12 protein-coding genes are annotated in these 11856 nt (G+C 69.4%); 7 read left to right on the forward strand and 5 right to left on the reverse strand.

Annotated features, from left to right (window positions below):
- Positions 1-157: 157 nt before the first annotated feature.
- Together prmC and BZG35_RS02570 are read right to left on the reverse strand one after the other, a co-directional pair.
- The gene (prmC, locus tag BZG35_RS02565; protein WP_077354217.1) at positions 158-1042 is read right to left on the reverse strand and encodes a peptide chain release factor N(5)-glutamine methyltransferase; all 885 of its coding nucleotides are present in this window, start codon (positions 1040-1042) and stop codon (positions 158-160) included.
- Positions 1043-1813 (reverse strand): MOSC domain-containing protein, encoded by a 771-nt coding sequence (locus BZG35_RS02570; protein ID WP_150125905.1) that lies wholly within the window; start codon positions 1811-1813, stop codon positions 1043-1045.
- An 85-nt stretch (positions 1814-1898) separates the two neighbouring features.
- Here BZG35_RS02570 and BZG35_RS02575 point away from each other — a divergent pair, with 85 nt between their 5' ends.
- The 7 genes from BZG35_RS02575 to BZG35_RS02605 all read left to right on the forward strand — a co-directional run bounded on the left by BZG35_RS02575 (position 1899) and on the right by BZG35_RS02605 (position 8680).
- Positions 1899-3119, forward strand: a complete 1221-nt coding sequence (locus BZG35_RS02575; protein WP_077354219.1) for a YihY/virulence factor BrkB family protein — start codon at positions 1899-1901, stop codon at positions 3117-3119.
- Between the two features lie 41 nt (positions 3120-3160).
- Positions 3161-3403 (forward strand): hypothetical protein, encoded by a 243-nt coding sequence (locus BZG35_RS02580; protein ID WP_077354220.1) that lies wholly within the window; start codon positions 3161-3163, stop codon positions 3401-3403.
- A gap of 188 nt (positions 3404-3591) precedes the next feature.
- Positions 3592-3804, forward strand: a complete 213-nt coding sequence (locus tag BZG35_RS02585; RefSeq protein WP_013267912.1) for a cold-shock protein — start codon at positions 3592-3594, stop codon at positions 3802-3804.
- A 124-nt stretch (positions 3805-3928) separates the two neighbouring features.
- A complete protein-coding gene (gene pheS / locus BZG35_RS02590; protein WP_077354221.1) occupies positions 3929-5005 on the forward strand; it encodes a phenylalanine--tRNA ligase subunit alpha in 1077 nt (358 codons plus the stop codon).
- A 59-nt stretch (positions 5006-5064) separates the two neighbouring features.
- Positions 5065-5451, forward strand: coding sequence for a hypothetical protein (locus BZG35_RS02595; protein ID WP_077354222.1), 387 nt, complete (start codon positions 5065-5067; stop codon positions 5449-5451).
- Positions 5452-5457: 6 nt separating this feature from the next.
- Positions 5458-7896 (forward strand): phenylalanine--tRNA ligase subunit beta, encoded by a 2439-nt coding sequence (pheT, locus tag BZG35_RS02600; RefSeq protein WP_077354223.1) that lies wholly within the window; start codon positions 5458-5460, stop codon positions 7894-7896.
- Between the two features lie 169 nt (positions 7897-8065).
- Positions 8066-8680 (forward strand): EipA family protein, encoded by a 615-nt coding sequence (locus BZG35_RS02605; protein WP_077354224.1) that lies wholly within the window; start codon positions 8066-8068, stop codon positions 8678-8680.
- On the opposite strand, the gene BZG35_RS02610 is transcribed toward BZG35_RS02605, so the two are convergent.
- The 3 genes from BZG35_RS02610 to BZG35_RS02620 all read right to left on the reverse strand — a co-directional run bounded on the left by BZG35_RS02610 (position 8677) and on the right by BZG35_RS02620 (position 11797).
- Entirely contained in the window at positions 8677-9555 is an 879-nt protein-coding gene (locus tag BZG35_RS02610; protein WP_077354225.1) for an NAD(P)-dependent oxidoreductase, read from the reverse strand. The two genes, BZG35_RS02605 and BZG35_RS02610, sit on opposite strands and share 4 nt — an antisense overlap.
- A gap of 8 nt (positions 9556-9563) precedes the next feature.
- Positions 9564-10817, reverse strand: a complete 1254-nt coding sequence (locus tag BZG35_RS02615) for an NAD-dependent epimerase/dehydratase family protein (RefSeq protein WP_077354226.1) — start codon at positions 10815-10817, stop codon at positions 9564-9566.
- A 101-nt stretch (positions 10818-10918) separates the two neighbouring features.
- Positions 10919-11797 carry a UTP--glucose-1-phosphate uridylyltransferase gene (locus BZG35_RS02620; protein WP_077354227.1) on the reverse strand — a complete coding sequence of 293 codons (879 nt, stop codon included), beginning with the start codon at positions 11795-11797 and terminating at the stop codon, positions 10919-10921.
- Positions 11798-11856: the final 59 nt, after the last annotated feature.

The following is an 11856-nucleotide window of genomic DNA, read 5'->3' on the forward strand; positions in this document are numbered from 1 at the left end:
TCCGCAGGGGTCTGTTTTCAGACCCCGACCTTCACGCACGTCCCGGCCGAGCGTCGCTGGACCTTGAAGGCGGCTCAACGAGATGCGGAAGGGAGGGAGACGACCGAAGACTTAGCGCGGGCCGGGACGGTTTGAAAGGGGTTTTGTTCGCCGGCCTTTATGACGCCCGGATCGGCGTGGTCCGGGGGTCCGGGCCGTTGGTGATGACGCGGTGGCGGTCGCCGAGGTCCTTGACGATCTTGACGTCGGCCAGGCCCGCGGCCTCGAACAGGGCCTTGACCGCGGGGCCCTGGTCCCAGCCGATCTCGACCGCGAAGATGCCGCCGGGTTTCAGGATGCGGGCGATCTCGGGGGCCAGATCGCGATAGGCCTGCAGCCCGTCGGGGCCACCGTCCAGGGCCAGGACCGGGTCGTGGTCCCGGACCTCGGGGTCCAGCCCGGGGATGTCGTCCGAGGGAATATAGGGCGGGTTGGACACGACCAGGTCGAAACTGGCGTCCCCGAACCCGGTGGCCCATTCGGTGCGCAGGAAGGTCGCCCGGCCGTCGAGGTCGAGGTTGGCGGCATTCTCGCGCGCCACGGCCAGGGCCTCGGACGAGATATCGGTGCCGACGCCGTGGGCCCCCGACCGTTCGGACAGGACCGCCAGCAGGATCGCGCCCGACCCGGTGCCGAGGTCGATGACGCTGAAGGCCTGGGCCGGTTCGAAGGCCAGCATGGCGACGTCGAGGATGGTCTCGGTGTCGGGGCGGGGGCTGAGCACGTCGGGGGTCACGTTCAGCATGATCTTCCAGAACCCCTTGCGGCCCAGGATGCGCGACACCGGTTCGCGGCGCAGGCGGCGCTCGATATAGGCGTCCAGGGTCGTCTGCTGATCGGTAGTCAGGAGCCGGTGGGGGTCGGTCAGGATCTCCAGGCGCGAGGCGCCCGTGGCCGCCTCCAGCAACAGGCGGGCATCGATCGCCGGGCTGTCGATGCGAGCGGCCTTCAGCTGGCCCTGGGCGGCCTTCCAGGCGGAGACGAGGGTGGGGGTGTCGGTCATTCAGATCAGCTCCGCGCGGTCGCCGGGGCGAACACGCCCCCCGGTCTGGACCGAGAGATAGAGGCCGCACCAGCGGTGGCCATAGAGATTGTGCAGGGCGGAAACCACATCGATGTCGCGGGTTCCCGTCGTCGGGTCGACATGGGTGGCGGCGCAGCGCACGATCGGCTTGATCACCCTCAACCGGGCCTCGCCCAGGGCGAGCGCGCGGCCGCTCCAGTCGTTCTCGACCCAGGCGGGCCAGCCCTCGACCCAGACATTGGCGCGGAAGCGCAGCGGATCGACGGCGACGCCCAGCCGCTGCGACAGGTCCCGCACGCTGGCCAGGTTCAGCACCGACACCGCGCCCGCCGGATCGTCCATGAACCGGTGGCCGTCCCCGTCCAGCAGCCGCAGAGGGGCCGTTGCCGCCTCGCCCAGGACGTCGGTCAGCCAGGCCTCGAGGCGGCGGGCGTCGGCCGGGTCGGACAGGCGCACGCTCAGGTCCGGTGCCCCGGGGGCGGACAGGGCCAGGGTGTCGGTCGCGGCGTCCCACTGCGTGCGAACGCGCGCCAGCTCGGGCAGGCGGGCCAGGACGGTGAACCGCATCTTCGAGATGTGCGCCGGAGCGTCGGGATCGAAGCCGGACGGGCCGATCTCGATGGCGCGCAGCCGGTCGCCGGGAAAGGCCTGGCCGGCGTCCAGCGCCGCCTCGGCCACGGTCTCGGGCGTAAAGCCCTTGACCGGGTGGCGGTACAGGGCGGCGACGGTGGCGGGAAGGAGCGCGGTCACGCGGCGGTGAGTGCCCCAGGCCGGGATTTCAGGCAAGGTGGCCCGGCCCGGAACGCCCCCGGGACTTGAGCCGTTGACCGCCCCGATGACCTCCTCTCGCCGCCGCCCGCTCTCGCCCGTCTGGAAAATCGTCGGGGCCGTGACCGGCGGTCTGGCCGCCGGAGCCGGGGCCGCGCATCTGCTCTACACCCAGGGTTACAAATACGGCCTGGAGCTGCGCCCGCAGCGGCCGTCACCCAGCCCGGAGAAGGCCCCGACGCCGGAGACCCTGGACGCCCTGCACCCTGGACGCGGCCGCCTGGCCGGTCGTCCGATGCATATTCCGCACAAGGGCTGGCTCGACATCGTCTGGCGCGTCGGCAACGGCTATTTCAACGACCAGGTGGGCTTCGTCGCCGGCGGCGTGACCTTCCTGATGCTGCTGTCGCTGTTCCCGACCCTGGCCGCCTTCGTCACCGTCTATGGCCTGTTCGCCGACCCGGCCGATGCCTCGGGCCGCATCCAGTTCCTCTATTCCTTCCTGCCGGCCAACGTGGCGGGATTCCTGGCCCAGGAGATGACGCGGCTCGCGGCCGGGTCGACCGGGGCCCTGACCTTCACCCTGATCTGGACCCTGGCCCTGTCGCTGTGGACCGCCAACAACGGCATCAAGACCCTGTTCCTGGGCATCAACGTCGCCTACCGCGAGACCGAGAAGCGCGACATCGTCCGGTACAACCTGCTGTGCTTCGCCTTCACCCTGTCGGGCCTGACGGCGGTGCTGCTCAGCGCGGCCCTGGTGGTCGGGGTGCCGATCTTCCTGGGTCTTTTCGGCCTGGCGGACGACTGGGAGCGGCTGGCACCCCTGCGCTGGCCCATCCTGTTCGCCATCTACATCCTGACCCTGATGGCCATCTATCGCTTCGGCCCAAGCCGGTCGGGGGCGAGGCTGCGGTGGCTGGTGCCGGGCGCGGTGTTCGCGGCCAGCGTCAGCGTCTTCATCTCCTTCGCCTTCAGCTGGTACCTGACCACCTTCGTGCGGATGGACTCCTACGGGCCGCTGGCCACCGCCATGGGTTTCCTGCTGTGGGTCTGGCTGTCGGTCCAGGTGGTGCTGATGGGGGCCAAGCTGAACGCCGAGATCGAGCACCAGACCGCGATCGACACCACGATCAAGCGCGGCGCCCCGATCGGCACGCGCGGCGCCGTCATGGCCGATACCGTGGGCTCGACCCAGGGCAGCCGCGCCGTGCTGGCCTTCACCCGCCGGCAGGTGGCGATGATCGGCCGCATGCTCGGGCGCGGCCGAAACGTCCCGTCGGCCTGAACGGTCTCGCTTCTGGCCACGGGCGTGCCTATCTCTACGGCATGAGCAACAACTTCCGACCGACCACCCTCGAACGCGCGTATGAACTGGCGCGCAGCGGCGAGTGCCGCACCGTGGGCGACATCAAGGCGCGGCTGCAGTCCGAAGGCCATGAGCGGGTGCAGGACCGGCTGTACGGCGGGTCCCTGACCTCGGCCCTGCGCAAGCTGTGCGTGGCCCACTACGTCGCCCCCGAGGGCGAGGTGCTCGCGCCCGAGAAGCCCGACGACGACGACGAGGATTGAGCGAGTCGGAAATGAGTCGAGACTCGACTTGTCCCCAGGCCCTTTCCGGTGCATAGGGGGCTTGTCGATCTCTCTGCGTAACGCCCCTCTCTCTTTGCGAACGCACCGAGTTTCTGGCCGATCCCATTCAGACCCGACAGGCTTCAGGCGCTCTTGCCTGATGCAAACTGCTAACGGAGGTCCTTAAAATGGCTACCGGCACTGTCAAATGGTACAACTCCACTAAAGGCTACGGCTTCATCGAGCCCTCGGACGGCGGCAAGGACGTGTTCGTTCACGTTTCCGCCGTTGAAGGCGCTGGCATGAACGGCCTCAACGAAGGCCAGAAGGTCTCGTACGAAGTCGAGAAAGACCGCCGCACCGGCAAGGAATCGGCTGGTCAACTTAAGGCCGCTGAATAGTCCTCACGGATTATCTGGCGACAGATTCGAAAGGGCCGGCGCATCGCGTCGGCCCTTTTTTCTTGCCCGGTGATCCGGCGAGAGAACTTTCCCCCTCCGCCCGTAGCCGCTAGACGAACCCCCCATGACCGACCTCGCCGCGCTCGAACTCGACCTGATCAACGCCATCGGCAGCGCGACGACCGTCGCGGAGGTCGAGGCCGTGCGGGTCGCGGCCCTGGGCAAGACCGGCACGATCTCGGGGCTGCTCAAGGGCATGGGGGCCATGAGTCCCGACGCGCGGCGCGAGCAGGGGCCGGTGATCAACGGCCTGCGCGATCGGGTCAACGCGGGAATCGCGGCCAGGAAGGCGGAGCTGGAAGCCGCCGAATTGGACGCGCGGCTGCTGAGCGAGCGCATCGACCTGAGCCTGCCGCCGCGACCGCGGCGCAAGGGCGGGGTCCATCCGACCCTGCAGGTGATGGACGAGATGATCGCCCTGTTCGCCGAGATGGGGTTCGCGGTCGCGGAAGGGCCCGACATCGAGGACGATTTCCACAATTTCACCGCCCTGAACTTCCCGCCCAAGCATCCCGCGCGCGAGACCCACGACACCTTCTTCCTGCGCCCGGACCCCGAGACGGGCGAGCGCAAGGTGCTGCGCACCCACACCAGCCCGGTTCAGGTGCGTACCATGCTGAGCCAGGAGCCGCCGATCCGGATCGTCGCGCCCGGCCGCACCTTCCGCAAGGACTCCGACGCCACCCACACCCCGATGTTCCATCAGATCGAGGGTCTGGTGATCGGCCGCGACATCCACATGGGCCATCTGAAGACCACGCTGGAGACCTTCGTGGCGCGCTTCTTCGAGCTGGACGGGATCGATGCCCGGTTCCGGCCGCACCATTTCCCCTTCACCGAGCCCTCGGCCGAGATGGACATCCGCTGCGACCGCTCGGGCGGCAAGCTGGTGCTGAACGAGGGCACCGACTGGCTGGAGATCCTGGGCTGCGGCATGGTCCACCCGAAGGTGCTGCAGAGCTGCGGCATCGATCCGGACCAGTGGCAGGGATTCGCCTTCGGCATGGGCGTCGACCGGATGGCCATGCTGAAATACGGCGTGCCCGACCTGCGCCCTATGTTCGAGGCCGACGTGCGCTGGCTGGCCCACTACGGTTTCTCGGCCTTTGCGGCCCCCAATCCCGCCTCTGGCCTGAGCTGACGATGGTCGTGTTCAGCGCTCGCGTGGCGCGCCGTGTTTTCTGCAGCCGGAGATGACCCATGTATGACCTCGCGAAAACGGCGAACCCGCCCGAGGATCTGGGGACCCGACAGGCGTTTTCGGGCGTCCGGCTGGCACTCGGCCGGCTCGCGGAGGCGGCCGAAATCGCCCAGACGCCCCTGTCGGGCCGACGCTTCACCGACTGCGTCATCCATGGACCGGCCATCCTGGTGCCGGGACCGGACACGCGGTTCCATCGGTGCAACATGGGCGATACGTTCGGAGACACGCGAAACCTGTTTCTGCGCGCCGCCGGCCCCCTGATCGTCGGCGGCCTGTTCATGCCGGGGTGCATGTTCGAAGGCTGCCTGTTCGTCGGCGTCGGTTTCGCCGGTGACGACGCCTTCGTCGAAGCCTTTGTCGCCAACCTGACCCCGAAAGCCTGACCTGCCGTGAAATTCACCCTCTCCTGGCTGAAAGACCATCTGGAGACCGACGCGGACGCCGCACGGATCGCCGAGGCCATGACCATGGCCGGGCTGGAGGTCGAGCACGTCGTCGACCCGACCGTGGCCCTGGCCCCGTTCACGGTCGCCAGGATCGTCGAGGCGGTGCAGCACCCCAATGCCGACCGGCTGCGCGTCTGCCAGGTCGAGACCGTCGACGGGATGAAGGAGATCGTCTGCGGCGCGCCCAATGCGCGGGCGGGCCTGACCACCATCTACGCCCCGATCGGGGCCTATGTCCCCGGCCTGGGCGTGACCCTGGTCGAGAAGCCGGTTCGGGGCGTGGTCTCGAACGGCATGCTGTGCTCGGCCTCCGAGCTGCAGCTGGCCGACGAGAGCGACGGCATCCAGGAACTGCCGCCGGAGATCCCGGTCGGCACGCCGGTGGCCCGGCTGTTCGGGGCCGAGCCGGTGATCGATTTCGAGGTCACGCCCAACCGGCCGGACTGGCTGGGCGTCGCCGGGATCGCGCGCGACCTGGCGGCGGCGGGCGTCGGCACGCTGAAGCATTTCGACATCGCCGTGGTGCGCGGGGCCTTTCCGTCGCCGGTCTCGGTGCGGCTGGAGGCCCCCGAGATGTGCCCGGTCTTCGCCGGCCGCGTGATCCGGGGCGTGACCAACGGGCTGTCGCCGGCCTGGCTGCAGACCCGGCTCCAGGCCATCGGCCTGCGCTCGATCAACCGGCTGGTCGATGTCACCAATCTGATCGCCTATGACCGGGCGCGACCGCTGCACGTCTATGACCTTGCCAAGCTGGTCGGGACCGAGATCGTCGTGCGCGCCGGCCAGGTCTCGACCGGCAGCGCCCATATCGCCGCCGGTACGCCCGAGCATCTGATCGCCCTCGACGGCAAGACCTATGAGATCGGCGCGGACCAGTGCGTCGTCGCCGACGCCATGGGCGAGCGCCCGATCGGCCTGGGCGGGGTCATGGGCGGCGTCTCGACCGGTTGTTCGGACGAAACGACCGACGTCTTTCTGGAAAGCGCCTGGTTCGACCCGATCGTCACCGCCCAGACGGGGCGCAGCCTGACCATTAGCTCGGACGCCCAGTACCGGTTCGCGCGCGGCGTCGATCCGGCCTCGGTGGTGCCCGGCCTGGAGCTGGCGACGCGGCTGATCCTGGACCTGTGCGGCGGCGAGCCCTCCGAGGTGGTCGTGGCCGGCCAGGCCCCGGCCGATCCCGCCCCCTTCGCCTTCGACCCCGCCTATGTGCAGCGCCTGTCCGGCATGACCCTGGACGACGACCGCATCGGTACCATCCTGGGCCAGCTCGGCTTCCGGGTCACGGCCGCCGCGCCGGGCCAGGCCGAACCCTGGACCGTGACCCCGCCGTCGTGGCGGCGCGATGTCGAGGGCCGGGCCGATCTGGTCGAGGAGGTCACCCGCATCCACGGCTTCCAGCACCTGCCGTCCACCCCCCTGCCGGATCAGGGCTCGCCGTCGAAGGGCGTGCTGAACCCGCGCCAGACCCGGGTGCGGATCGCCCGCCGGGCCCTGGCGGCCCTGGGCTATTCGGAGGCCGTCACCTGGTCGTTCACCCGGCGCGACATCGCCGGCCTGTTCGGCGGCGGGGACGCGCGGCTGGTGGTCGACAACCCGATCGCCTCGGACCTGGACTGCATGCGCCCGTCGATCCTGCCCAACCTGATCCAGGCGGCGGCGCGCAACGCCGCGCGCGGCCATGCCGACGTCGCCCTGTTCGAGATCGGGCCCATCTATCTGGGTGACCAGCCGGGCGACCAGCGGACCGTCATCGCGGGCCTGGTCTCGGCCCGGGCCGCGCGGCACTGGACCGGCGCGGGCGAGGATCCCCTGTTCGGGCTGAAGGGTGACCTGATGGCCGTGCTGGAGGCCATCGGTGCCCCGGTCGCCTCGTTGCAGCTGGCCCAGGGGTCGAACCGCGACTGGTGGCATCCGGGCCGGTCGGCGCGCCTGCAGCTGGGGCCCAAGACCGTCATCGCCGAGTTCGGGGCGGTGCACCCGCGCGTGCTCAAGGCGCTGGACGCCGACGGGCCGATGCTGGCCTTCGAGATCGTCCTCGACGCGGTGCCGGAGCCGAAATCCAAGGGCACCAAGGCGCGCGGCAACGCCGACCTGCCCAATCTGATGCCCCTGACCCGCGACTTCGCCTTCGTCGTCGCCGACGATCGGGCGGCGGGCGATCTGGTGCGGGCGGTGCAGGGGGCGGACAAGGCCCTGATCGCCGAGGTCCGGGTGTTCGACGTCTATCGCGGACCGGGCGTGGACGAGGGCTTCAAGTCGGTCGCCCTCGAGGTCGTGATCCAGCCGCGCGAGGCCACCCTGACCGAGGCCGAGATCGAGGCCCTGTCGGCGCGCGTCGTGGCGGCCGCTGAAAAGCTGGGTGCGCGCCTCAGGTCCTGAGCCGTCGACGGTCAACAGGAAATCCGGGCTCCCGCCGTCTGCGAAGGTGTCACGCGCGCCAGCCAGCCCGCCGGGTAAGGTCTGGTTAACCCTGAAGCCGCAAGGCTGCCGTAAAAGGCGACGACTGTATGGTCACGCCTGATTGGCCGACTCGTCCGGGGACCACACCATGCACCGCCGCCACCTGATCCAGACCGGTTTCGCCGCCACGGCCCTGACGGCGCTCGGGGCCTGCGCCTCGACCGCGCAGCAGCCGAACGATCCGCGCTATCCGATCGCCTCGGACACCACGGCCAATGCCTATACGGCCGACGAACTGGTCGCCGCCGGTTCGCGCGAACTGGGCATCGCGGCCGAGGCCATGGGCGCGGCGATCGAGCGGATCTTCGCCGACCAGGGCGACCGCCCCACCGCCTATATCGCGGGCGAGGAGGCGGCCGGCGCCGCCGGCATCGGCCTGCGTTACGGCCGCGGGGCCCTGCACATGAAGGACCTGTCAGCCTCGCAGGAGGTGTTCTGGCAGGGCATCTCGATCGGCTGGGACATCGGCGGCAACGCCAGCCGGGTCTTCACCCTGTGCTACGGCCTGTATGCGCCGGACGCCATCTATCGCCGCTATCCGGGGGTCGAGGGTTCGGCCTATCTGGTCGGGGGCGTGGGGGTGAACTACCAGCGCGCCGACGGCATCGTCCTGGCCCCGGTCCGCACCGGCGTCGGCCTGCGCCTGGGGGCCAACGTCGGCACCATGGCCTACAGCCGCCAGCGGAACCTGCTGCCGTTCTAGGGAGCCCTCTCCCTTGGGGAGAGGGTAGCTTCGAGCCCCTCCCGCCACGTCGGATACAGCGGTCGCCAGCCCAGCTCCGCCTTGGCGCGGGCGTTCGAGATGCGTTTGGATTCGAGGTAGAACCGCCGCATCCCCTCGGACACCGAGGGATCGGTCCAGTCGACCTCGGGCGGGCTGGGCAGGCCCATGCGGGCGGCGGCCCAGCTCATGACCACGTCGGCGGACGATGGCGCGTCGTCGGTCAGGTTATAGGCGGCCCCCGGGTGCGGCCGGGCCATCGAGGCGAACATGCCGGACACCGCGTCCTCGACATGGACCCGGTTGAAGATCTGGCCAGGCTTCTTGACGATCCGGGCCGAGCCGTCGCGCAGCCGGTCGACCACTGACCGGCCGGGGCCGTAGATGCCGGGCAGGCGGAAGATCTGCACCGTCAGCCCCATGCCGCGCCCGGCGTCCAGCCAGTCGGCCTCGGCCCGGACCCGGCGCGCGCCCTCCAGACTGGCGGCGTTCAGGGCGTCGTCCTCGAACACCCAGCCGCCCGCCCGGTCGCCATAGACGGCGGTGGAGGAGATATAGCCGATCCAGTCGGGATAGGCGGCGCTGGCGCTGAGGGCCGGCAGAAGGCCCCGAAGGCCGGGGCAGCCGCGCGCATCGGGCGGGGCGGTGATCAGGATGGCGGAGGCCCCGGCGACGGCGGCCTGCAGGCTCGCGGCGTCGTCCGGATCGACCGCAGCGATGCCGTCGGCCGCCAGAGCGGCGCGCCGGGCGGCGTCGCGCGAGGTGGCGATCACGCCCATGCCCCGGGACAGCGCCTCACGCGCGACGCCCTGTCCCAAATAGCCGGCCCCGAAGATCAGCAGCGACGGGGACGTCATGGGGGCGGTCAGCCGACGACCTTCACGCGCGCCGGGCGCGGCTCGGCGGGGCGCGACGTCGGGGTCGCACAGGCCGGGGCGGCCTTGAGGGCTTCGGCCCGGGTGCCGTTCCAGGCGGAGACGCAGGGGATCTTGCTGCAGTCGGCGCGGTCGGCATAGCGGCGGGCGATGTCTGTGACGTCGGCCATCAGACCCTCGGCCAGGGTGATGGGCTTCAGCCCCAGGTCGCGGAACTGGTCGTTGGCGACGACCAGCTCGTTCTCGTCGGCCTCCTGCCTCGGATTGGCGACATTGTGGATCTCGGCCCCGGTCATGCCGGCGACCAGGGCGGCCAGGTCGCGGACCCGGCGGCTTTCGGTCATCTGGTTGAGGATCTTGACCCGTTCGCCCGATTTCGGCGGGTTCTTCAGCGCCAGCTCGACGCAGCGCACCGTGTCCTGGATGTGGATGAAGGCCCGGGTCTGGCCGCCCGTGCCGTGCACCGTCAGCGGATGGCCCAGCGCGCCCTGCATCAGGAACCGGTTCAGCACCGTGCCGTAGTCGCCGTCATAGTCGAACCGGTTGATCAGACGCTCGTCCAGCCGGGTCTCCTCGGTCTGAGCCCCCCAGACGATCCCCTGGTGCAGGTCGGTGATCCGGACGCCGTCGTTCTTGGCGTAGAACTGAAACAGCAGGGCGTCCTGGGTCTTGGTCATATGATAGATTGAGCCCGGATTGGGCGGAAACAGGATCTCCTGCTCGGTCGGGCCGAAATCGGTCTGGACCGTGACGGTCAGATAGCCCTCGGGAATGCGCAGACCGGCGGTGGTGTAGCCATAGACCCCCATGGTCCCCAGGTGGGCCAGGTGGACGTCCAGCCCGCTCTCGACGATGGCGGCCAGCAGATGGTTGGTGGCGTTGATGTTGTTGTCGACGGTGTAGAGCTTGTGCCGCGCCGACTTCATCGAATAGGGGGCGGCGCGCTGCTCGGCGAAATGGACCACGCTGTCGGGCGTCTCGTCGCGGATCAGGGCGACCAGGCCGTCGAAATCCTTGCCGACGGTCAGGTCGACGAAGCCGATGTCGCGCCCGGAGACCTCTTTCCAGGCCGCGATCCGGTCCTGGATCGTACCGATCGGGGTCAGGGACTGGACGCCCAGTTCCACGTCGATGTCGCGGCGGCTCAGATTGTCGACGATCACGACCTCCCAGCCCCGCGCCGACAGATGCAGCGCCGTCGGCCAGCCGCAGAATCCATCCCCGCCCAGAACCAGAACCTTCATGCCGACGCTTCCTCTGTGTTTCGCACAGGCCTAGCCGATGCGGACCGAAGGACAAAGCGTGGCAGTTTCGCCCATACCCCGCGAGGGGGCCGGCGAAGCGGTCAGATCATGTCCGACAGGGCGGCGCGGGCGGCTTCCCCCAGAGTGGCGTGATTCAAGGCATAGGCCACGTTGGCGCGCAGCAGGCCGACGGGGTCGCCGCAGTCGTAGGTCGCGCCCTCATACTCCAGGGCGTGAAAATCCTTGACCTTCATCAGCCGGGCCATGGCGTCGGTCAGCTGGATCTCGCCACCGGCGCCGGTCTGCTGGTCGGCCAGCAGGGGGAAGATGTCGGGCGTCAGGATGTACCGACCGGAGATGAACAGGTTCGACGGCTCGGTGCCCAGCGGCGGCTTCTCGACCATGCCGGTCATGCGGTTCAGCCGGCCGTCCTGACCGTCGAGGGCGACGATGCCGTATTTGTGCGTCTCGCCGGCCGGGGCCTGCTCGACCACGACGACGTTGCCGCCGGTCTGTTCATGGGCGGCGATGGCCTGTTTCAGGGCGGGCGTGTCGGCCATCATCAGCATGTCGGGCAGGATGACGGCGAAAGGCTCGTCGCCGATCAGGTCGCGGGCGCAGAAGACGGCATGGCCCAGACCCAGGGGGGCCATCTGACGAACGAAGCTCATCTCGCCGGGATTCGGCAGGTCGGCGGTGACCAGTTCCAGGATCGCGTCCTTGCCCTTGGCCTTCAGGATGCTCTCCATCTCGACCGCATGGTCGAAATAGTCCTCGATCGACCCCTGACCGCGCCCGACGACGAAGATGATGTGCTCGATGCCCGAGGCCCGCGCCTCGTCGACGATATGGGCCAGGATGGGCCGGTCGAACACATTCAGCATGTTCTTGGGCGTGGTCTTGGCGGCGGGCAGGATGCGTGTGCCCAGGCCAGCAACAGGCAGCACGGCCTTGCGGACGCGCGACGACGATTGGCTCATGCGTGTGGTTCCCCTGACAGCAAGGCGACCCTAACGCATGTCGCGGGTTTTCGAAGCCC

Origin of the sequence: Brevundimonas sp. LM2 (genome assembly GCF_002002865.1) — a bacterium.
In the GTDB taxonomy this organism is placed as follows: Bacteria; Pseudomonadota; Alphaproteobacteria; order Caulobacterales; family Caulobacteraceae; genus Brevundimonas.